Annotated in this window: 21 protein-coding genes and 1 riboswitch; of the genes, 8 read left to right on the forward strand and 13 right to left on the reverse strand. The window is 32.8% G+C overall.

The features are described from left to right. Positions 1–10: 10 nt before the first annotated feature. The 6 genes from dapB to BTM19_RS02275 all read right to left on the reverse strand — a co-directional run bounded on the left by dapB (position 11) and on the right by BTM19_RS02275 (position 6,946). Positions 11–733: a 4-hydroxy-tetrahydrodipicolinate reductase gene (gene dapB, locus BTM19_RS02250; RefSeq protein ID WP_029377329.1), complete on the reverse strand. Its 723-nt coding sequence runs from the start codon at positions 731–733 to the stop codon at positions 11–13. Continuing rightward, positions 730–1,617: a 4-hydroxy-tetrahydrodipicolinate synthase gene (gene dapA / locus BTM19_RS02255; protein WP_029377330.1), complete on the reverse strand. Its 888-nt coding sequence runs from the start codon at positions 1,615–1,617 to the stop codon at positions 730–732. Before dapA ends, dapB begins: the two co-directional genes overlap by 4 nt. A 1-nt stretch (position 1,618) precedes the next feature. Beyond that, positions 1,619–2,608, reverse strand: a complete 990-nt coding sequence (locus tag BTM19_RS02260; protein WP_058625586.1) for an aspartate-semialdehyde dehydrogenase — start codon at positions 2,606–2,608, stop codon at positions 1,619–1,621. A gap of 50 nt (positions 2,609–2,658) precedes the next feature. After that, a complete protein-coding gene (locus BTM19_RS02265; RefSeq protein ID WP_029377332.1) occupies positions 2,659–3,861 on the reverse strand; it encodes an aspartate kinase in 1,203 nt (400 codons plus the stop codon). 89 nt (positions 3,862–3,950) lie between these two features. Further along, positions 3,951–4,129, reverse strand: a riboswitch (Lysine riboswitch). Positions 4,130–4,318: 189 nt separating this feature from the next. After that, complete coding sequence (locus tag BTM19_RS02270; RefSeq protein ID WP_029377333.1) at positions 4,319–5,149, reverse strand: aldo/keto reductase; 831 nt, start codon at positions 5,147–5,149, stop codon at positions 4,319–4,321. A 192-nt stretch (positions 5,150–5,341) separates the two neighbouring features. Further along, a complete protein-coding gene (locus BTM19_RS02275; RefSeq protein WP_029377334.1) occupies positions 5,342–6,946 on the reverse strand; it encodes an ABC-F family ATP-binding cassette domain-containing protein in 1,605 nt (534 codons plus the stop codon). A gap of 143 nt (positions 6,947–7,089) precedes the next feature. On the opposite strand from BTM19_RS02275, the gene BTM19_RS02280 reads away from it, so the two are divergent. The 6 genes from BTM19_RS02280 (at position 7,090) to phoU (ending at position 12,992) form a co-directional block, all read left to right on the forward strand. Then, positions 7,090–7,989, forward strand: a complete 900-nt coding sequence (locus BTM19_RS02280; RefSeq protein ID WP_029377335.1) for a CvfB family protein — start codon at positions 7,090–7,092, stop codon at positions 7,987–7,989. Positions 7,990–8,431: 442 nt separating this feature from the next. Further along, positions 8,432–9,376: a PstS family phosphate ABC transporter substrate-binding protein gene (locus BTM19_RS02285; protein WP_029377336.1), complete on the forward strand. Its 945-nt coding sequence runs from the start codon at positions 8,432–8,434 to the stop codon at positions 9,374–9,376. 132 nt (positions 9,377–9,508) lie between these two features. Then, positions 9,509–10,438 carry a phosphate ABC transporter permease subunit PstC gene (pstC, locus tag BTM19_RS02290; protein ID WP_029377337.1) on the forward strand — a complete coding sequence of 310 codons (930 nt, stop codon included), beginning with the start codon at positions 9,509–9,511 and terminating at the stop codon, positions 10,436–10,438. Position 10,439: 1 nt separating this feature from the next. Next, positions 10,440–11,354, forward strand: coding sequence for a phosphate ABC transporter permease PstA (pstA, locus tag BTM19_RS02295; protein WP_058625585.1), 915 nt, complete (start codon positions 10,440–10,442; stop codon positions 11,352–11,354). A 104-nt stretch (positions 11,355–11,458) separates the two neighbouring features. Further along, positions 11,459–12,334, forward strand: a complete 876-nt coding sequence (pstB, locus tag BTM19_RS02300; protein WP_029377339.1) for a phosphate ABC transporter ATP-binding protein PstB — start codon at positions 11,459–11,461, stop codon at positions 12,332–12,334. Positions 12,335–12,341: 7 nt separating this feature from the next. Continuing rightward, positions 12,342–12,992, forward strand: a complete 651-nt coding sequence (gene phoU / locus BTM19_RS02305) for a phosphate signaling complex protein PhoU (RefSeq protein ID WP_029377340.1) — start codon at positions 12,342–12,344, stop codon at positions 12,990–12,992. A gap of 70 nt (positions 12,993–13,062) precedes the next feature. Here phoU and pepF read toward each other — a convergent pair whose 3' ends face one another. Continuing rightward, complete coding sequence (gene pepF, locus BTM19_RS02310; protein ID WP_099265715.1) at positions 13,063–14,871, reverse strand: oligoendopeptidase F; 1,809 nt, start codon at positions 14,869–14,871, stop codon at positions 13,063–13,065. Between the two features lie 245 nt (positions 14,872–15,116). Between pepF and BTM19_RS02315 the strand changes: the two genes are divergently transcribed. Beyond that, on the forward strand, positions 15,117–15,467 hold the full coding sequence (locus BTM19_RS02315; RefSeq protein WP_029377343.1) for a hypothetical protein: 351 nt from the start codon (positions 15,117–15,119) through the stop codon (positions 15,465–15,467). 74 nt (positions 15,468–15,541) lie between these two features. On the opposite strand, the gene BTM19_RS02320 is transcribed toward BTM19_RS02315, so the two are convergent. After that, complete coding sequence (locus tag BTM19_RS02320; RefSeq protein WP_029377344.1) at positions 15,542–16,549, reverse strand: siderophore ABC transporter substrate-binding protein; 1,008 nt, start codon at positions 16,547–16,549, stop codon at positions 15,542–15,544. Between the two features lie 970 nt (positions 16,550–17,519). Here BTM19_RS02320 and BTM19_RS02325 point away from each other — a divergent pair. Continuing rightward, complete coding sequence (locus BTM19_RS02325; protein WP_038678462.1) at positions 17,520–18,041, forward strand: DUF308 domain-containing protein; 522 nt, start codon at positions 17,520–17,522, stop codon at positions 18,039–18,041. 329 nt (positions 18,042–18,370) lie between these two features. On the opposite strand, the gene BTM19_RS02330 is transcribed toward BTM19_RS02325, so the two are convergent. From BTM19_RS02330 to trpB, 5 genes are all read right to left on the reverse strand, one after another. Next, positions 18,371–19,630, reverse strand: a complete 1,260-nt coding sequence (locus BTM19_RS02330) for an aminoacyltransferase (protein ID WP_029377346.1) — start codon at positions 19,628–19,630, stop codon at positions 18,371–18,373. 28 nt (positions 19,631–19,658) lie between these two features. Further along, the gene (locus BTM19_RS02335; protein WP_029377347.1) at positions 19,659–20,921 is read right to left on the reverse strand and encodes an aminoacyltransferase; all 1,263 of its coding nucleotides are present in this window, start codon (positions 20,919–20,921) and stop codon (positions 19,659–19,661) included. Between the two features lie 459 nt (positions 20,922–21,380). Beyond that, positions 21,381–22,040, reverse strand: a complete 660-nt coding sequence (locus BTM19_RS02340) for a type 1 glutamine amidotransferase domain-containing protein (protein WP_029377348.1) — start codon at positions 22,038–22,040, stop codon at positions 21,381–21,383. Between the two features lie 98 nt (positions 22,041–22,138). Then, positions 22,139–22,867: a tryptophan synthase subunit alpha gene (gene trpA / locus BTM19_RS02345; protein ID WP_029377349.1), complete on the reverse strand. Its 729-nt coding sequence runs from the start codon at positions 22,865–22,867 to the stop codon at positions 22,139–22,141. Then, a complete protein-coding gene (trpB, locus tag BTM19_RS02350; RefSeq protein WP_029377350.1) occupies positions 22,860–24,074 on the reverse strand; it encodes a tryptophan synthase subunit beta in 1,215 nt (404 codons plus the stop codon). Before trpB ends, trpA begins: the two co-directional genes overlap by 8 nt.

The raw sequence follows: 24,074 nt of genomic DNA on the forward strand, positions 1-24,074 counted from the left end.
TCCTTAGGGTTTATAGGTTGTCAAATGTATAATAATCATTTGCTTTATTGATTAATTTTTCTGCTGCGCCAATTGCACCATTGGCAAAAATATCTTTAGACTGTGCACGATGCGTTATTTCAATCGTTTCATCTGTACCAGCAAAGAGCACGTCATGTTGTCCTACAATTGTACCTCCACGAATTGAATGAACTCCAATTTCATCTTGAGTACGTTTTTCATTGTTTTCATGTCTATCATAAACTGGTGTAGATTGTGAACGTAAGGATTCAATAACATCGTAAAGTTTAACTAACGTACCACTTGGTGCGTCAACTTTTTTATTATGGTGAGCTTCTGTAAGCTCAATATCAAAGTCTTCGAGTAAGGGCACAGCAGCTTCTAAAATTTTAGTTAACGCATGAACACCATAACTCATATTTGCACTGAAAAATACAGGCATGCGATTACTTAGTTCTTTTAGTTTATCAATAATTGTATCTTTTTCACCAGTGGTCGCAATAACCAATGGCAAAGTGAAATCCTCCTCTAATAGAGGTAATAATAATTCAGGATTTGAAAAATCAATAGCCACGTCTGCGTCTTTGACATCCGCAATATGTTGAAAAGTAGGGTAAGGGTAGTCTTTAGTTTCATCCCTTACAATTAACCCTACAATTTCATGTCCTTTTTCTTCAGCTAGTCTAGCAACACGTTGATTCATTGCTCCATAGCCAATAAGTACTACTCTCATGCTTTTTCACCTGCTTTAAAATTTTCATAAGCTTGTTCTAATGTTTCACGTTCACCGTCTTCAAGTGGAACTAGTGGTAAACGTACTTCATAATTTCCAAATCCTTCCAATGCTGTTAATACTTTCACTGGAATAGGGTTTACATCTACTGATAGGGCATCAAGCAATGTTTGAATTGGTTGAAATTGCGTCTCAATATTTTGCCCATTTTGTTTAGCATCGTATAACGCTTGGAATGACTTCGGAATCACATTTGCAACAACTGAAATTACACCGTGACCACCTTTATTAAAATATTCAACCACATTATCGTCATTTCCACTATATAAAGCGAACTCATCTAGTTTTAGACGTTTTTTTAAATCATCTAAATAATCAAAATCATTTGTTGCATCTTTTAGTGCGACGATATACTCATTTTGACTTAATGTTTCGACAGTTTCTGCTTCAATTGTCATATTGGTACGAGAAGGCACATTATATAAAACGACTGGTAATTTAACTGCATCAGCAATTGTCGTAAAATGCGCAATTAAACCACGTTGATTTGTTTTATTATAGTAGGGCGTAATCAACATGATTGCATCTGCGCCTAATTCTCTAGCACGTATCGAAGCTTGAATAGATTTTTGTGTATTGTTAGTGCCTGTGCCTGCAATTACCGGTACTCGGCCATCTACATGGTTAATAACAATCTCTAATATTTTATCTTTTTCATCGTCAGTAAGTGTAGGATTTTCTGCAGTAGTACCATTGACTACGATAGATTTTGTATCGTTTTCTATCAAATAATCAATATGTCTTCTAATGGCTTCATAGTCTACTTCATTGTGTGTGAATGGTGTTGCTAAAGCTACACCAACGCCTTCAAAAATGTGTCCCATCTTATTTAACTCCTTTCAAGCTCATTACTTGTTCAAGAATTTGCACTGCATTTAATGCTGCACCTTTCAATAAGTTATCAGAAGTACACCATACGTGGAATGTATTGTCTAAACTATCATCACGACGAATACGTCCTACAAAAATTTCATCTTTATCAGTAGAATGTATCGCTAACGGGTATTCGTTATTCTGTGGATTGTCTACAAGAACAACGCGATCATCATTTTCAAATAATGCTTGTATTGCTTCAACCGTAGCTTCTTTTTCTAATGTTACGCTCATGTGTACACTGTGGCTATCTTGCACTGGTACACGAACACAAGTCGCTGTAACTTTTAAATCATCTGCATTTAGGATTTTACGTGTTTCATCAATCATTTTTTGTTCTTCTTTTGTATAGCCATCTTCAAGAAAACTATCTATATGTGGTAACACATTATTATAAATTGGATGTGGGTATGCTTCTGGCGCTTTGCCATTTGCACCTTCTGCTAAATCTGCTTTACCTTTAACACCAGATCCAGACACTGCTTGGTAAGTTGTGTATGCGACACGTTTCAAACCATATGTTTCTTGTAATGGTTTAAGTGGCACAACTGATTGAATCGTAGAGCAGTTAGGATTTGCAATGATTTTTCTATCTAGTTTAGGTTCATTGACTTCCGGTACAATTAAATCAATACCTTCAGTCATTCTCCATTGGCTAGAATTATCAATGACGATAGCTCCTGATTCTTCAAAGATAGGTGAGAAGTGTTCACTTGTACTTCCACCAGCGCTCATCAATACATAATCAAATGGTTCTTTAGCCGCATCTTCAGTTAATTCTCTAACAGTATATGTTTGACCTTGGAATTCTACTTGTTGTCCAGCTGAACGTGCTGATGAAAATAGCACCAATTCATCAAAAGGGATTTCTTTTCTATCAATAGTTTCTAACATTTTTCTTCCTACTAAACCGGTTGCACCTGCGATCGCTAATCTTGTCATATACAATACACTCCAATATTATTTTTTAATAGTACTATAATTTTGAAAATTCAGATATCAAAAGTTTGATAAAGGGTTTGAACAGCACGTTCGCCATTCACAGCATCAATAACACATGAAATACTAATTTCTGAAGTTGTTGTTTGATAAAATGAAATATTATTTTCAATTAATGTTTTGAATGCTTTTGAAGCTACGCCCGACATGTCTCTCATGCCAGAACCAATTAAAGAGAGTTTAACGTAATCTTCATTTATCTTAAAGTCTAACGCACTAAACGATTCTTTTAAAGACTCTAAAATCGTAGAAATTTGAATGACATCTGTATCTTTAATCGTAAAGGACATTTGTAATCCTTCCAAATTGATGATTTGTGATATCATATCAACATTAACAGAACCATCTTCTAAATGATTGAATAATGCAGTTAATAATTCATTATCGGGTAGGGGATAACTAATTGTAACGTGCATCATATGCGTATCTAACGCAACGCCTGTAACGGCTTTTCTTTCCAATATTTCAGTTTGGGGCATAATCCATGTTCCTTTCACATTTGATAAAGTTCTTCCTAAGTATAGTGGAATACTATAATTGTTTGCCAATTCTACACTTCTTGTTTCGAGCACACCTGCGCCTAAAGCACTCATCTCCATCATTTCTTCATAAGAGACATAGTCTAAACGCTTAGCATCCTTGTACAGTCTCGGATCTGTTGCATAAACACCATCAACATCAGTATATATTTCACATGATGTGTTATTGCTTGCTGCTAATGCGACTGCCGTAGTATCGGATCCACCACGACCTAATGTAGTTACTTCAAAGTTATCATTAATACCTTGAAAACCTGCTATGACTAAAATGTCATTTTCAGTAAATGCTTGTTCGAATGTATCAGGGTCAATTTCTGCTATACGACTCTTCAAATGATGGCCAACAGTCTTAATACCTGCTTGATAGCCAGTCATAGCTTTGGCGTTAATACCGATATCATTTAAAACCATCGATAAATAAGAAACTGTTTGTTGCTCTCCAGTGGTAAGCAAGAGGGCAAGTTCTTGATCTTTAGGGCTACTAGTTAAAGTCGAAACATTGGCCATTAATTCATCTGTTGTTTTACCCATAGCACTTACAACCACAATTAATTGTTCACCTTGCTCAACTCGTAATCTAAGCATTTCGGCAATATTTTTAATTTTAGTAAAATCACTTACTGAAGAACCTCCAAATTTTAAAACACTTCTTTCCAATTTCTATATCCTCCTCAACGAATAGGGGAGAATCACAGTATTATAAAAAAAGAACAAGTTCGGAATGCGAACCTGTTCTATAATATATATACAAGTGATGCACTCCATTATTTTAAAATAATGACAGACTCTTAGCTCTTAACCATAAAGTCCAACGTGTTATAAGCTGCTATTATAACTGTTTCGGCATCTCACCCTTTTAAAATTAGCTGCTAGCAGGCAGGTTCTTCTAATAATTACTAATGATTGATGCGCCTCATCAAAACCATATTTAATTTTTTGTTTATGATTCATATTATACATAGGCATACATGTACTGTAAACCGCTTTTACAAAGTTTTTTTAATTTACTGAAAAATATAATGTTCTATAAATTATTTTTGCAACTTATGTGTAAAAAGTATCGAAAAGTGCCTTGTATTTTTATTTTTTTAATTTTAATACTTCGGAGAGTGGACTAAAATTCTTCATAAACTGCCGGATCTTGTCCTTTTAATCTACCATCTTTTTGAGTTAATGTATTTATTTTTTCTATATCCTCATGCTCTAAAGTAAAATCAAAAACTTCTTTATTTTGAATTTGTCTAGCAACAGAAGTTGCTTTTGGAATAGGGACCACACCTTTTTGAATATGCCATCTCAAAATAACTTGAGGAATAGTTTTATCATATTTTGTTGCTATTGCCTCAATATCTTTATCATTTATAACTTCTGAAGCACGACCAAGAGGACTCCATGCTTGTGTGATGATTCCTTTGTCATTGTGATAACTAATCATATCTTCTTGATTAAAATAAGGGTGTAATTCTATTTGGTTTACTGAAGGCAGAACGCCTGTTTCTTGTTCTAACGTTTCAATGTGTTCAGGTAAGAAATTACATACGCCGATAGATTTAATTAATCCAGCACTTTGTGCATCAATCATCGCTCGCCAAGCCTCTACAAATTTACCTTGTCTTGGATTCGGCCAATGTATTAAGTATAAATCGATATATTCCACATTCAAACGATAAATCGATTCTTGAATAGCAATCATTGTCGCATTATAGTCTTGATAACGTCCAGGAAGTTTAGAAGTTACAATAATTTGATCTCTTGAGACATGACTCTGTTCAATCGCTTTACCAACGGCGCCTTCATTCTCATAATTGTACGCAGTATCTAATAAACGATAACCTTGATTTAGCGCGCTAACAATCGCATGCACCCCTGATGCGCCATTTAACTTATATGTACCAAAGCCTATTTGGGGTATTATCTTTCCATCAATCATATTTAAATTTTGCATTTTCAAATTCCTCCTAGCTTAAACTTATAATTATTATATAATTCTAGAAAAGCTTTTCAAAGTAATCGGCCCATTCAACGTTTCTTTTATAAACATCAAAAGGGGAGTAATAAAAAAAGTCTGTCAGATTATAATCTGACAGACAAACATATTTCCACTCTTTTTATTTAGTTATAATTTAACAATCAATAATTATTTCGTTAATACGCCAGTTTCTTCTAAATAAGCTTGGTATGAAATCTCTTTAGATACAGATCCAGCTGGATTTAAGTCGATTACACGATTTGCGATTGTATTGATGAATTCAAAGTCATATGAAGTGAAAATAAGAGAACCTTTAAAGTTCTTCAAGCCATCATTTACAGCAGTGATACTTTCTAGGTCTAAGTGGTTCGTAGGCTCATCTAGCAATAGTACGTTTGCACTTGATAACATCATTTTACTTAGCATACAACGCACTTTTTCTCCACCTGATAGCACGCTTGCTTTTTTCTTAACTTCTTCACCACTAAATAACATACGACCTAAGAAACCACGTAAGAACGTTTCAGTTTGCTCATCCTCAGGCGCGTATTGGCGTAACCAATCGACAAGATTCGTGTCAACACCTTCAAAGAATTCTGAGTTATCTTTAGGGAAGTAGCTACGAGATGTAGTAACACCCCATCTTACTGTACCTTCATCAGGCTCCATTTCTCCGGCTAGTATTTTTAGTAATGTTGATTTAGCAAATTCACTATCTCCAATTAATACAGCTTTATCGTTTGGATCCATTGTAAATGAAATGTTATCAAGAACTTTAACACCATCTATTGATTTCGATAGGTTTTCTACAAATAATAAGTCATTACCAATTTCACGTTCTGGTGTGAATTTTACAAATGGATAACGTCTAGAAGAAGGTTGAATATCATCTAGTTCAATTTTCTCTAATTGTTTTTTACGGCTTGTAGCTTGTTTAGATTTAGATGCGTTTGCAGAGAAACGCGCAACGAAATCTTGTAACTCTTTAATTTTTTCTTCTTTTTTCTTGTTTTGATCTTGAGCCATTTTCATAGCTAATTCACTTGATTGATACCAGAAATCATAGTTACCTACATAAATTTTAATCTTACCATAATCTAAATCAGCAATATGTGTACACACATTATTTAAAAAGTGTCTATCATGTGATACTACGATAACTGTATTATCAAAATTGATAAGGAAATCTTCTAACCAACTTATAGCTGGAATATCTAGTCCGTTGGTCGGCTCATCTAGTAATAGTACGTCTGGTTTACCGAATAGACTTTGTGCTAATAACACTTTAATCTTTTGGTTATTTTCTAATTCTGACATAGTTTTGTCTTGCAAGTCAGCTTTAATACCAAGACCAGAAAGTAGGGAACCAGCATCTGCTTCTGCATTCCAACCGTCCATTTCTGCGAATTCACCTTCAAGTTCAGCAGCTCTAATACCATCTTCATCACTGAAATCTGGTTTCATATAAATTTCATCTTTTTCTTTCATTACTTCATATAAACGTTCGTGACCTTTAATAACAACGTCTAAAACACGTTCATCTTCAAAGGCGAAGTGATCTTGTTTTAATACTGCTAAACGCTCATTTTTCCCCATTGAAACATGGCCAGTTTGAGCATCTAATTCACCCGATAAAATCTTCAAGAACGTTGACTTACCAGCTCCATTTGCCCCAATCAAACCATAGCAATTGCCATCTGTAAACTTAATATTTACATCTTCGAATAATTTACGATCGCCAAATCGTAAACTTACATCAGTAACTTGTAACATGCATTTACTCCTTTTCGTTAATCTACCGGACAAATTATAACACACTTAGCTCGTACTTTCGACCATTCTCGCTATACTGATGCTTGTTTCCTTATAGCATGTTATAATGAATAAGAATAAATTTATGTACGAAGGAGAAAAGTATGGCCCAAGATGAAAAAGATATAGTAGGTTCAATAGAATTTCTTGAAGTTGTTGGCATAGAAGGCTCAACATACCAATTAAAAGGACCAAACGGTGAAGACGTAAAACTAAACCAATCCGAAATTAACGAAGAAGATGAATTACAAATAGGAGAAGAATATAGTTTCTTCATCTATCCAAACAGATCAGGCGCATTATTTGCTACACAAAATATGCCTGATATCACAACAGATAAGTATGCTTTTGTTAAAGTAATCAAAACAGACCGAGATGGTGCACACGTTGATGTCGGTTTACCAAGAGAAGTATTGATCCCTTGGGTAGATTTACCAAAAGTAAAAGAAGTGTGGCCAATACAAGGTGACGAATTATTCGTTACTTTACGTGTCGACAGAGACAACAACATGTTTGCGCGTTTAGCAACTGAAACTATCGTCGAACAAATGTATACCCCATCATTTGAAAATGAAAAGCAAAATCAAGTTATCGAAGCTAGACCATACCGTCTATTAAGAATTGGTAGTTTCTTACTATCTAAAGATGGCTATAAAATATTTGTCCATGAATCTGAACGAAAAGCAGAACCACGTCTTGGTGAAAATGTACAAGTGCGCATTATTGGTCAAAATGAAAAAGGTGAATTAAACGGTTCATTTTTACCATTAGCCCATGAAAGATTAGATGATGATGGACAACATATTTTCGATTTACTCGTAGAATATAATGGCGAGCTACCATTTTCAGACAAATCAAGCCCTGAAGCCATTAAAGAAATTTTTAATATGAGCAAAGGATCATTTAAAAGAGCAATTGGCCATCTTTACAAAAACAAAATCATTAACATTGAAAGTGGTAAAATAGCATTAACTCAAAAGGGCTGGGATCGAGTAGAAAAATAGTCCACAGTGTTGTACCTTAAAAAGTTATATTTAATAGATTGCTTGATAATACAGAACATAAAATATGGTTTGTCAAATTATTCCTCAACAAACCCTTCTATATTATATATTTATAAAAAATTTTAAAGCATCACATAGCAGGGGACGTTACAACCTGAAAACACTACGGGACAGTAGTTGTTTTCAGGTTTTTTTAGTTTTTATATTACAAATTATCAATTTTTGTAATATATCATCTATGCTAAGAACACTGTTACTAAAGTATTTTTAGCACTAATGCACTTTATAACATGACAAATATAAACATTGTAAACGACGGAAATTTTTTCTTAACGAAACATTTACACTAACTATATTTCTATTTAATAAACAGAGTGTAGTATAGGAACTGTAATAAATACATATAACTTTTGGGTTATTCACTTATTAGGAGGATGTTTCAATGAAAAAATGGCAATTATTTGGTACTACAGCAATCGGTGCTTCACTTTTATTGGGTGCTTGTGGCGGCGGTAACGCAAACTCAGGTAAAAGCGAAGGAGAAGTTAAGGGCGATGGCTCTTCCACAGTAGGTCCAATCATTGAAAAACTAAACGAAAAATTTGCTAAAGATAATTCAGATGTAACAGTTTCTTCTGGTACTTCAGGTACAGGTGGTGGTTTTGAGAAATTTATAGCAGGGAACACAGATTTTTCAAATGCCTCTAGACCAATCAAAGATGAAGAAAAGAAAAAACTAGATGATAAAGGTATTAAATACGATGAATTCAAAATTGCCCAAGATGGTGTAACTGTAACAGTCAATAAAGATAACGATTTTGTTGATGAACTTACAAAAGAACAGCTCAAAAAAATCTATTCTGGCGAAGCAAAAACTTGGAAAGATGTTAATTCAGAATGGCCATCAAAAGAAATCAAAGCTTTCTCACCTGACCAATCACATGGTACTTACGACTTCTTTACTGAGGAAGTGATGGATAAAGGGGATATCAAGGCTGAGAAAAATGCTGATACAAACGTAATCGTGCAATCAGTTCAAAACAATGAAAATGGTGTTGGTTACTTTGGTTACAACTTCTATGAACAAAACAAAGATAAATTAAAAGAAGTTAAAGTTAAAGACGACGAAGGTAAAACAACTGAACCAACTAAGAAAACAATCCAAGATGGCTCTTATGCTTTAAGTAGACCATTATACATTTATACAAACGAGAAAAAATTAAAAGATAATAAAGGATTCCAAGACTTCATGAAATTTGTACTTGAAGACAAAGGTAAATCAGCTGAAGATGCAGGCTTCGTAGCATTACCTGAAAAAGATTACAAAGAACAACAAGATAAATTAAAAGATATTATTGGGAAAGATAGCAAAAAAGAAGAAAAATAATTTTTAATTAGATCGTTAAGGGTTGGGGTTCTGGAATGGACACAAAGTAAACTTTGTACACTACTTTGTCATCACACTTCCAGTCCCAACTTTTTTAAATAATTGGGAGTTTACAAGAAGGAAGGAATTCACATGGCGAATAATAACCTCTCCGTAAGTGAAATGATAGCAAAAAATAATGCTAAAAAGAATGGCAAGAGCGATAAAATCGCGCCAATCATTTTAGGCATTATTGCAGTTTTCTCTATTTTAGCAACAATTGGCATTATCGTAACACTGCTCACAGAAACAATCACATTTTTCACACGCGTTTCATTAGCAGACTTTTTCCTTACAATGGAATGGAATCCATTTTCATCAACACCTAAATATGGTATCTGGGCTTTGATTTTAGGAACATTAAAAATCACTGCCATTGCTACCGTTGTTGCAGTGCCACTTGGTTTAGGCGCAGCATTATATTTAAGTGAATATGCTTCAAACAGAGCAAGAAGCATTATTAAACCAATATTAGAAATACTTTCTGGTATTCCGACAATCGTATTTGGTTTCTTTGCCTTAACTTTTGTTACACCATTATTACGTTCTATATTCCCGGAATTAGGTAGTTTCAACTCTATCAGTCCAGGACTAGTCGTAGGGGTCATGATTATACCGTTAATCTCAAGTATGAGCGAAGATGCAATGTCTTCTGTTCCAAACAAAATGCGTGAAGGTGCATTAGGCCTTGGCGCAACAAAATTCGAAGTTGCAACTAAAGTAGTCTTGCCAGCAGCTACATCAGGTATCATGGCATCAATTGTTTTAGCTATATCACGCGCTATAGGTGAAACAATGATTGTATCTCTTGCGGCCGGTAGTACACCAACAGCTTCATTGGATTTAACTGGTTCTATTCAAACGATGACTGGTTATATCGTACAAGTAGCAACAGGGGATGCAACTTTTGGATCAGATATTTATTACAGTATATATGCTGTAGGCTTTACATTATTTATTTTCACTTTAATCATGAACTTAATATCACATTGGATTACAAAACGTTTCAGAGAGGAGTATTAATATGGCTGAAACAAACAATAGTAAAGTACTTGTCGATCAAAACACCGTTGAGAAAAAACTCTCTGGACGCTTATTCGTTAATAAAATTAATAAATGGGCATTTTTTGCTTGTACGATGATTGGTTTACTTGTCTTAGCAGCATTAATCATAGATACACTCTTCAAAGGTGTAGGTCATCTGACACCATCATTTTTCACAAGTTTCTCATCTTCGACGCCGTCTATGGCTGGTATTAAAGGCGCCTTAATCGGAACAGTATGGTTGATGATTACAATTATTCCAATTTCAATTATTTTAGGTGTGGGAACAGCAATTTATTTAGAAGAATATGCTAAAGATAATGCATTTACTAATTTCATTAAAGTTAGTATTTCAAACTTAGCAGGTGTTCCATCAGTAGTATTCGGTTTACTGGGTTTAACTATTTTCGTTCGAGGTATGGGCATCGAACCTTTAGCATTAAGCAACTCTATCTTAGCCGCTGCGCTGACAATGTCGTTACTAATTCTACCAGTAATTATTGTAGCCAGCCAAGAAGCTATAAGAGCAGTACCTAATTCAATTAGAGAAGCTTCATACGGGCTAGGAGGTAATAAATGGCAAACTATTCGACGCGTCGTATTACCAGCAGCAATACCTGGTATATTAACGGGTTTTATCCTTGCACTATCTAGAGCATTAGGTGAAACTGCACCATTAATTCTTATCGGTATACCAACTGTATTACTACAACTTCCGTCAAGCGTATTCGATCAATTCCAAGCTTTACCAATGGCAATTTACAACTGGGCTAAATTACCTCAGGCAGAATTCCAAAACGTGGCTTCAGCAGGAATAATCATCTTACTAGTAATCTTATTGTTGATGAACGCTATCGCAATATTCTTAAGAAATAAATACAGCAAAAAATATTAATCTAGTAATAGAGGGCAAGATATTATCTAACTAAGCTATGAAATGGGAATAAGCTAACACGCTCGAAAACGTTAGCACATAGCCTTAAAAAAGGAGTTTTAATTATGACTAATAAACAAATTAAAGATATAAATGATGATTTACAGTCACATACGAATCGTAATGACACACCTATAGCAACAATAGACCCAAATGAATCAGAAAATAAAATACCTGATACGCAAAAAAATATTGTGTATTCTACTAAAAATTTAGATTTATGGTATGGTGAAAATCACGCTTTAAAAAACATTAACCTCGATATTCTAGAAAATAATGTAACAGCTATTATCGGACCTTCTGGTTGCGGTAAATCAACATATATTAAAGCATTAAACCGTATGGTAGAACTTGTACCATCTGTTAAAACGGCAGGAAAAATTTTATATCGTGATAATAATATTTTCGATGATAAATATTCTGTTGAAAAATTAAGAACAAATGTTGGAATGGTATTCCAACAACCAAACCCATTTCCAAAATCAATTTATGATAACATCACATACGGCCCGAAAATTCATGGCATTAAAAACAAAAAAGTTTTAGATGAAATTGTAGAAAAATCATTACGCGGCGCAGCAATATGGGATGAATTAAAAGATCGTTTAGATACTAATGCATACAGTTTATCAGGTGGACAGCAACAACGTGTATGTATCGCTCGTACTCTAGCTATTGAACCAGATGTCATCTTGATGGATGAGCCAACTTCTGCTTTAGATCCAATTTCTACATTAAAAGTTGAAGAACTTGTTCAAGAATTAAAAGAAAAATACTCGATTATTATTGTGACACACAATATGCAACAAGCAGCTCGTGTTTCTGATAAAACTGCTTTCTTCCTTAATGGCTATGTAAATGAATACGATGATACCGATAAGATCTTCTCGAATCCTTCTGACAAACAAACAGAAGATTATATATCTGGTAGATTCGGATAATTTAAATATGGCGATTATTAGACGCAAATATGAAGGCCAACTCGATGATTTAATCAAAGATTTACGTCGACTTGGTCTTCATGTATATCGTAATATTGAATACGCATTAACGTCATTAAGTGAAGAAGATCGTAACTATGCTAGACAAACTATAGCCAAAGATAAAGATATCAATGAGATTGAAACTGAAATTAACGAAAAAGTTATCATGCTTATAACTAAACAGCAACCTATCGCCAGCGATTTGCGTTTAATGATGGCAGCAATGAAAATTGCTTCTGACTTCGAACGTATTGGAGATAACTCAGCTAACATTGCTGAAATTAGACTTAGAGCTAAAATTATTGATAATTACGTCCTTACAAGGCTCAATACAATGGGGAAACTCGCACTTTTAATGTTAAAAGATTTAAACGATGCTGTAAGAGACAATGATATTACCTTAATTAAAGAGATCATCGAAAGAGATGTAGATATCGATGATTTATATAGAAACATAGTCAATACGACTTATTTAATAGATAACGATCCTTTTGTAGCTGGCCAAGCACATTTAGCTGCGAGATATCTAGAACGTATAGGAGACCACATTACAAATATCGCTGAAAATATCTACTTTTTCATCACAGGTGATCGCTACGAATCTTATAATAAATAAAAGGCCCAATAGTCGCATAGGAATTTAACGCCTTGCGATTATTGAGCCTTTTTATATTATTCTACAAGCTTTATGCTTGCTCAATTTCATCTGTAAGCTTTTCTAATTCATCAACTAGACTCCCTATATAACCAATCGTTGATTTTAAAGGAGCATCTGTACGAATATCAATATTAGCGATATCTGCAAGTGCTACCGGCGATTTACTGCCACCAGCTTTCAACGTTTCTAACCAAGCATCGACTGCAGGTTGTCCTTCGTTTTGAATACGTTGAGACATAACTGTACCAATTGTTAAACCAGCAGAATACGTATAGGAATATAATCCCATGTAATAGTGAGGCTGTCTCATCCATGTTAATTCTGTACCTTCAGTTAATTTAACACTATCACCAAAGAATTGGCCATATACATCTAACATAATTTGATTGAGTACAGGAGCAGTTAATGATTCTCCATTATCTACTTTATTATAAACTTCGCGCTGATATGCTGCTTCTAATAAATGCGTAACCATATTATGATAATATGTTCTTGAAACAATTGAACCAATTACCCAACGCTTAAACTTAGAGTTATCACTATTTTTAAATAGATAATTAGACATTAGCATTTCATTCATTGTTGACGGTGCTTCAACAAAATACATAGAAGCTTCTGATTCCAAATAATTTTGATAATTCTGCGCTAAAGTAAAGTGACCAGCATGACCAAGCTCATGTGCTAGAACAAACGTCTCTGTCATTTTACCAGTCCAAGAGATAAAGATATATGAATGTGATGCATAAGGACTTGCACAGTATGCACCAGTATCCTTACCTTTATTTTGAGCAAAATCTATCCATCTGTCATCGTAGGCTGATTCAACCATTTTTAAGTAATCTTCACCTAAAACTTCTAAAGCACCATAAATATATTGTTTAGATTCTTCAATTGAAATTTCTGGTTCATAATCCGGATCAATAGACACTTTCAAATCTTCGAAGCCCATAACTTCTAAACCGTGAACGCGTTTGATGAGCTTAGCGTATTTTTGCATAATTGGCGCCAAATCACTCATAATCACATCAATTTGGCGATTAAACATATCACGTGTGACTTCTTGATCTTGTAATAAATAATCAATAACTGAATCATAGCCCCTTAAATCTGCTTCTATTTTCTCTTGCTGAACTTGCATATTATATGTAGCAGCAGTAGTATGTTGGTATTTACGTAATGCATCACTGAAATATTTGAAGCCTGTTTTTCTAAACGTTGTGTCAGGGTTATCTTCATATTCATTTTCAAATGTTGCATAATCTAAAGGATAGAGTTGATTGTTATGTTTAAAAGATTCAAAGTTTATGTCTAACATTTTAGTAGTGCCATATAATTCATACGCGCTATCAAAAGTAGGGGACAAGCTTGCTAATACTTTTTCAACTTCTGGTGATAATTCATATGCTTTTTTAGATTTAACCTTAGTAAGAAAATGAGGGTATTTCGATATATTAATTAGTTCATCTAAATCTGATTCGGATAATGATGTAATCTCTGATACGACAAAGGATAACTCACTTGCAATTTTGCCGTAAGATATTGATAATTTTGCACTTAGCGTCTGTGAATGTTCGTTGGCTGTATCTACACTTAAGCGTAATTCTGCGTAATTAGCCATTCTATCTAATTGAATTAATATTTCAGAATAGTCATCCAAAGCTTGTTCAATTATCTGTACATCATTCAACTGATTAACATATTGAGCATTAAATGCCTTAGCCGATCTAATAGTTTCTGTTAAAGTTTGATAAAATTCATCATCTGAGGTGAATAAACCTGAAATGTCCCACGTTTCTTCTAATGGAACTTCTTTTCTGAACGGTAATGTTTTAGTCATTGAATCACTCCTAAAATTTATTTTAGTATTCACAGTTAATTATACATGAAAGCCGTATAAGAAATACAACTGTTAGTTTTGTAAAATTCAAAGTAGGGAACAATGATAAAATTGATTGACTTCACATAAATTCACAAATATTATTAAAGTATACTCCCGCAGTCGGACACTATTCATATAAAAATATAGTACAATTAAATAAACACCACTTAAAATCAGGGTTTAAAATATAAGGAGTGCAATAGATGACGATATTTGATATGCCAAATTTTTTATGGATCTCAATTGTTGCGGTTATAGTCGTAACTGTGTTTTGTAATCTCGTATTACATAAATGGTTTGCTACAGCCGTTCTAACATTTATAGTGTTGGCAATAGCCGCGTTTTTAATTCCTAATTTCCAAGACATTACATATGAGCCATTACTAGGGTTTGCAGCGTTTATGGCTGTTCTAAGCTTAATTATCAGCTTTTTAGTATGGTATTCTACGAGAAATTGGAGACGTAAACGTCGAGAGAAAAAAGCCAAAAAAGAGATTCGAAAACGTGGAGGAATACCACAAGACGAAATCGAAAATTACAGAGAAAAAAGATAAATATTTATAAAAGGAATTGTAGCAATTTACGTTACAATTCCTTTTATTATTATCGTTAAATAGGTTAGTGGGGGTTATTTATAAGCTTTTTGTATTTGCTCTAACTGTTCAATAGTTAATCCAATACCACCTTCACCAAAAAACCAACTATTCGCTTCAAATACTGTAACATCATTATTTTTAATTGCTTTTGAATTTTTAATAACATCATTTTGTAATGCTTGAGGTATAGCTTTATCCTGTCTATTAGTTTTTTTAGTTCTATCAATAACAAATAATTTATCAGGATTAATTTCATTTAAGTATTCATTAGAAATAAGTATGCCACTTGAATTAGCTTTCATTTGTTTATCAGGGTGTTTAATACCTAAATCTTTATTTAAGAAACCTCCGAATCTCCCTGTAGAACCATATGTTTTTAAACCTTTATCATCAACATTTAAGAACAAGACTGATTCATCGTCAATTCGTTTTTTAGTTTCAGCAATTTCATCATCCAGTTGTGTAACTAATTTTTTTGCTTCTTTTCTCTTTTCAAAAATCTTACCAATATTTTCAGTGTTTTGCTTAATTGAATTTATGTAATCATCATTCTGGGGGCTTATAAAAATAATTTTAGCATTTGGAGCAGCTTTCTTCATTTCTTCCAAAGTTTTCGTATGTGCTTGTCTGAAAGACGCAAAAATAACGTCTGGTTTTGACTTTGCTAACTCATCATAATTAGGTTGACCTGGATTACCAATATTTTTATATTTTTCATTCTTAAATGTTTTTAGTCTATTTGGTAAAAATGAAGCTCCTTGTCCCTTAGCAATAGCAACTATACGATTTTCTAATTTTAATTGTTGCATTACATCTAAAGCTCCGTAATCCATAACTACAACTCGTTTAGGATTAACAGGAACCTCAATAGTCTCATGTTTCATTTCACCTCTATTATGGTCTTTATTCTTATCTTTGAACTCATAAGAAGTTTTGATTTTAACTGTTTGTTTCGATTCTTTATCACTTTGAGCATTATTACAAGCACCTAAAAATAAAATACATAAAGCTGTTATTATAAATAATGTGAATCTATTCATATGTAATTCCTCCTTTGATCTAGAAGTTAATTATATATTAAATGAAAATCATTATCAATTAGACTTTTAGTAATACTTAAGTATTGTATGATATTTTTAGCAACTTTAAATGTTCATTGATATTTTTCAAAATTGCAAACAACTACATCTATAAGAAACAAGTTAAACATTTAACTAATACTAGTAAAAAGCTAACTCTAAATCGGGTATATACAGATGGTTTTAACATATAAGTAATAATTAAGTCTTAGCATTTAACAAATAGACGTACTAGAACAAAATACTTAGCAGTAATCAAAGCACAAATAGATTTATATATGATGAAATAGGGTCATGAGTATAAGTTATATTGAAATACTAATAGCTTCCTATAATATATATTATGTAAACTAAAATGAATTTCAAATTTTTACTCATCTATATATAATCAATCTAGCATAAAGACCATTATTTTACATACGTATTAGATCAAACATATTTGCACACATATTCATTATATTAAAATATCGACTAGTTACATATGAACCTGAACATGTTATATATACTACAATTCATAACATACGTTTACTTATGATCATCGCGTTTTACAGATTTTCTGAAAAGATCTTATAGATAAACGAATTTATTACATTACAGCAACTGTTAAAATACTAAGTATAACACCAAATAACACATAGGCATTTATTAGCATTTAAACGGTTAATGATACACGGACATATAATTCGATGCTCAGAAATCCAAATCTCAGCGTCAATATCCATACAAATAATATAGAAATCAATCTTAAGCAAGCGCATTCATTGAGTTGCGCTACTCTTCCTAGATGAACTAGCAATCCCTATAATATGTTTTTGATTTTGCTATTACTTATGTAGGGTTACATAACATAATTATAGTCCACTTAAAAAATGGTGTTTTTTTCTCGTTTTTGGGTATATATTAGTTAGTAAAAAGTTTAGGAGTGACATTTATGCATCAATCTTCAACCATTAAATGGTCTAGTTTAATCATCGGCGTAAGTTTTCTTATTATAGGTGTATTTATCATAAGTTTTCCAGAAGAAAACTTATTTGCTATAACTTGGTTAATTGGTCTTTTATTTATAATTAATGGTTTTTTAGAAATATTTGTAAGACAAGTAATTAAAAGAACAGCAAATCAAAGTGCTACAATGCTTGTTATATTAGGTATTATTAATATAATCCTCGGTTTATTAATCTTGTTCAATGTAGTGACAAGTACGACATTTATTGTTTATTTGTTTGCAATTTGGTTTATTATTAATGCGTTTTTCAATATGTTTAATGTGACGCCTTTAGAAAAATCAAATAAGATTTTTCATATTATCTCAATTATTTTAAATATTTCAGCTATTTTATTCGGGATTATATTGTTATTTAATCCACTCATAGCTGCATTTATTATTGCTATATTTATTAGCGCTGTATTCTTTATTATAGGTGTCAGTTATATCATAGATGCATTAAATTAGTCTTTTTTATTTATTGAACTAACTTTTATATGGATCGAGAACACCTTTGTAACCAAAAACACCCTAAAATGTTAAGTTTTAGGGTGTTTTATGTATTTTTTATAATATAAAAACTTTTTTTACTATAAAATTATTTTTATTCTTAAATATTGAAATTGTTTTACCCTATGCTATACTAAAATATGTGGAGTGCAACTAGAACATAACTTTTCAGACTATTCCACACTTTAGTTCACTGTTATATTGGAATGCCATCCTAATATAACCAACTTCAGAACGAAAGAAAGCATACTGACCAGGGCTTAACATCATCAGTATGCTTTCTTTTTTTATTTTCTAACTTTTTTTCTTAAATTATTCAGTGTATTAAACAACCAGTATTTCGTTTTCTTGATTGGTTTGTAGAAGTCACCGATTAATTCTTCGATTTGTACATTAAAACCACGTTTAAAACGATAAACTCCGTAATCCTCACTATTTTCAGTGAAATCACCTGATAGTCCATAGAAATTATAACGTCCATATCCATGATCAAAACAATAATTTAACATGAACCAATGCATCATATAAGGCCCCATATATTGGTTATATTTCTCTGAAGAACCACCTGAGAAATAATTTACTTCATACGCATTTGCAAAGTATACACCTGCTGCTAGATTCAATATCGCCCCATCAGTTTGTCTTAATTCACTTGCATGTAGCAATTCTTTTTTATCATGCTCGATTTGTTTATCTAACTCAGCAATTTTTTTCAATTGTTTGTCCGATTTGTTTTCATTTTGCATCATTTGATCTCTACGCGCTTCTTTTTCATTAATACCCTCTTGCGTATTATTAATATATTCATCTAAATCAATATATGCCAATGGTACTAACGCTTTATCGCCATAATTATCAATGAAATTGTAGAAATATTCATCTGTCTTTGAAACAAAACCAGCACGTTCTTCCGTTTCACGATAAAGTTCTAAGAATATACCAAATTCTTCTCTTGGTAATAATCTAACTTTAACACCGTAATTAATCGCTTTATTTATGTTTCGTTTACGCTGACTATCAAACTGTTTTTTTAATGATGCTGGCGTTTCACCATCAAGTTTTAATACACCCATCCATCTCACTTGGCTTGATGTATCATATTCCGTTGTAAAACCATGATGCGTATAATTGTGTGACTTAAATAAATTTACTAATGCATCATTCTTATCTTGATTTGATAAAGGATTAATATCTTTATCGTAAATTTGATATATCCAATAAGGATCCATCTTTACATACAAACAATTATGTTGCTGTAAATACGTATCTAATTCACGTAAATAGAAATCTACTAAACCTAAATCATTGTAATCCATCACTGGTCCACGATTTGAATAATAAACATAGCTTCCCATTGTTGGGATTTTAGAGAAAAGACTAGCAGCAATAACTTGATTGTCGTCATCTTTTAAGCCTAATAAAACAACTTGAAATCCATCTTCTTCTCTTGTCGCAATATTTTCTTTCACTTGAAAGTAATGACTCTCTAGTGCTGGATTCTGTACAAAATTATCATATTCTTTGACAGTTAACTCTGTAAATTTCATTCTAGCTTAGTTCCCTTCTATTAAATGTTTATTTCTTTTTATCTTTAATTTTCTTTAATGTCGTATAAATTTTGTACATTGGTTTATTGATTGGTTTAATAAAATCACCAACATATTCCACTACATCCGCATTAAATCCTTTTTTAAATTTAACTACACCGGCATCTTCTGCATCCTCTGTAAAATGACCACTAATTCCATAAAAATTATATCTATCAATATTATGATCAATAGCATAGTTAATCATCTTCCATTGAATGGCATAACTACCCGCAAAATGTCTAAACTCATTTGACGTTCCACCAGCATAATACACTACTTCATAAGGATTAATGATGAAATATGCTGCTGAGATTGGTAGTTCATTACCATGCTTCTCTTGTAGAGTTTTAGCTTCATCAATTTTTTGTTGATTCGCTATAAGTTGTTTCTCTAGATTATCTTTTTTATTATATGCTTTTTTATTTTCAGGTCTTTTCTCGATATCTTTCACTGCTTTATTGATATCTTTGCTTAACACCTCACGTTCAGATTGCAATTCTTCAATATATTCATTGAAATCCATATAAGCTAGAGGTACTAATACACGATCTTTATAATACCTTAATCTATTATAGTAAAAGTCATCGTCTCTATCGTCAAAGTCTTTAGTTTCAGATGTATCTTCCATGAATGAACGGAAAATTGGCAACTCATCTTCCCCTAAGAACCTTACTTTCACGCCATTTTTTTGTACTTTTTTAGTATTTCGTTTACGTAAACTATCCATACCATTTAGTACATCTTTAGCAGTTTTGCCTACTAAATCCAGTACAGAGTGGAACCTAATTTGAATAATTGAATCGAAACCAGTTAAAAATCCTTGGTGTTTATATCCAAGCTGCTTCATTTTATCGAAAATCCAATCATGTCCTGCATTTTCCAATACCTCACCATCATGATTACGATATTGATATGCTAAATAAGGATCAACTCTTAAGTAAAGCGCATTATGTTTTTTCACATATTTAGATAGTTCATTGAAAAAGTAATGCACTAATTCTTTATTTTCAAAATCTATAACCGGACCTCTATTAGTGTAAAAATACTTAAAGAATTTCATTACTGGTACTGCAGTTAATAAACAAGCTGCAATGACTTCATTATCATTGTTTTTTATACCTACTAAATGTGTTTCAGTACTTTCTGCAATTTTTAATTCATAATTCCCTACCATTTGCGTGAAATGGCTATTTGGCATTTTATCTGAAAATGCACCAAACTCTTTTGCAGTTAAATTTGTAAATTTCATTTTTATATACTCCTAATTGTCTATAATTCTTTTTCGAGTTAAACTTCAATCTTAATTATTATACAATATTCATTCATAAAACAAAATCAATACCCTGTCCAAAACGCTTTATATTCATTATGTGTCTTACAATTATACCATTACTTCTATTCTAACAAAGTATTTATATTTAATCTTTCATCAGCATTATTTTAATTATTAAAAAGTGTTTTAATATACATTTATTTACTAAAAACATCTTAATGACAATAGGTTAGACAAACAATATTTTCACTTTATATTACATTATTAAAGCTATCAGCCTTGCGTATATGTGTTTAATTCGACTTTCTTCATCTACATTTAAATTTAAATATTAATATATATTAGTCTACTTCTTAACATATAATAAAAACTGGGAAACTTCATAAGTCTCCCAGTTTTTATTTAGCGCAAATAACTAATAAATTATCATTGTGTTTATTTTAATGCATCGCGTAATGCTTTACCGATAGCAACACTTGATTGTGGATTTTGTCCAGTTATAAATTGACTATCTGTTTCTATATGTTCGGTAAAGTTTTCTTTAGTTACGAACTTAGCACCTTGATTTTCTAATTCTGTTTGAGTTAAGAATGGCACTTTATTTTCTAAGCCCATTGCACGTTCTTCTTCATCTGTAAATGAAGTAAGTGTAACGCCATTAACTAAGAAATTACCTTGTTTATCTTTGGCGCCAACAAATGCACTTGGTCCGTGACATACAGATGAAATAATTTTATCTTCATCTTTAAAATCTGCTAATATCGATGATAATTGTTGATTGTGTGCATAATCAAATACTGTTCCGTGACCACCAGGTAGATACACAGCGTCATACTGAGCTACATCTACTTCTGCAATACTAGGTACATCTTTAATTTTTGCTACAAATTCTGCATATTTATCAAGTTCGTTATTTTGTGTTGAATTTGGATCTAAAGGAACTGCACCGCCTTCAATAGAAGTTATATCTACAGCAATGTCTGCTTCAGTTAATATATTATAAGGCTCGCTCGCCTCTTCTAACCATAATCCTGTTGGTGTTCCATCATCATATTGATTTCTACTTGTTAGTATGAATAAAACTTTTTTACTCATTTTATATCACCTCTTTATAAAATAAGGATTATCAATAATCCTCTGATAATCTGATACCCTTATTTTAACAAATTCATACATAAAATTATTGTGGAATTTTATTGATTAAGTGCATTTCTTATAGATTTCAAGTAATTCAACATATTTTTTTCGCTATCATTTTCAAATCGTTTAACAATTTCACTACCTATAACTACTCCATCTGATGCCTCAGTAATATCTTTAACATGTTCTGGTGTTCGTATACCAAAGCCAGCAACTACGGGAACTTCAGATTTATCTTTTATTTTTTTTATTCTATCTTTTAAATCTGGATGGAATTTACCATTTTCACCAGTTGTAGCGTTCATTGTTACAGTATATATAAAACCCTCTGCGTCTTTAGCGATTTGATCACTTCTAGATTCAGATGTTGTCATAGCGATTAATGAGATGATTTTTGTCTTTCTATGTGGATGACGTGCTTTAAATTGTTGCACTAATTCATGGGGTAAGTCAGGTATAATTAATCCATATACTCCGGCACGTTCGCATGCTTGTAAAAAGTCTTCTTCACCATAATAATTGATGATATTATAATACGTCATTAATACATAATCACTTTGGATTTCATCACGATGTTTTGTGAGTTGATCCAAAATGAATTGTATATTCACACCTTCTTGAATTGCTTTATTCCCGGCATCCATAATCACAGGACCATCAGCGACTGGATCTGAAAAAGGCACCCCCACCTCAATTATATCAGCACCTACATGACTTAATGTTTTCACATTTTCAATAAAATGCTTATTTCCCATTACATATGGTATAAATAGTTTATTCATGTGTGTCACCGTCCTGTTTCATATAATTTCTGATTGTTTCCATATCCTTATCACCACGACCTGACACTGTAACAACTAGGATTTCATCTGAGTTCATAGTCGGTGCCAATGTTTCTACATAACTTAACGCATGCGCGCTTTCAATAGCAGGGATAATGCCTTCAGCTTTAGTGAATCTAACAAGTGCATCCATAGCTTGTTTATCACTTGCGGTTGCATACTTCACTCTGCCGATATCATGATAATACGAATGTTCAGGACCAACGCCAGGATAATCTAATCCAGCTGAAATAGAGTGTGCTAATTCTATTTGACCATGCTCGTCTTGTATTAGGTACATTTTAGTACCGTGTAACACGCCTTCTTTACCTTTATTTATTGCTAACGCATGTTTGTCAGAATCAAAACCTTCACCAGCTGCTTCGACGCCATATAATTTTACATCATCTTCGACAAATGGGTAAAACGTTCCAATTGCATTTGATCCTCCACCCACGCAAGCTACAATGGCATCAGGTAAGCGACCTTCAATTTGTTGAACTTGAGATTTAATCTCAGTACCTATAATTTTTTGAAAGTCTCTTACAATAGTAGGAAACGGATCTGGACCTAACGCAGACCCTAATAAATAATGGGTATCTTCTACATGACTCACCCAATATTGTAGCGCCTTGTTCACTGCATCGGACAGCGTTCCTTGCCCTTCAGTTACTGGTTCTACTTTTGCGCCTAATAATTCCATTCGAAAAACATTTAGTGATTGTCTCTTAATATCTTCTTCACCCATAAATACAACAAGTTCCATATCAAACAACGCAGCTACTGTTGCGCTAGCCACGCCATGTTGACCTGCACCTGTTTCAGCAACCAGTTTGTTTTTGCCCATACGTTTAGCCAACAGTGCTTGTCCAAGCGCATTATTTATCTTGTGAGCGCCAGTATGGTTTAAGTCTTCACGTTTCAAATAGATTTTGGCGCCGCCTAATGATTCAGAGTACGACTTTGCATAAGTCAATGGTGTTTCACGGCCGACATAATCTTTTAAATAGCCATCGAGTTCTTCTTGGAATTTAGGATCTTCTTTTGCCTCTTGATATGCCTGTTTAAGTTCTTGTACTGCTGGCATTAAGGTTTCTGGTACATACTGCCCACCATAATTACCAAAGAAACCAAATTCATCTACTTCTGTTTGGATGTTTTTTACCAT

Source organism: Staphylococcus xylosus (assembly GCF_002732165.1).
GTDB lineage: Bacteria > Bacillota > Bacilli > Staphylococcales > Staphylococcaceae > Staphylococcus > Staphylococcus xylosus.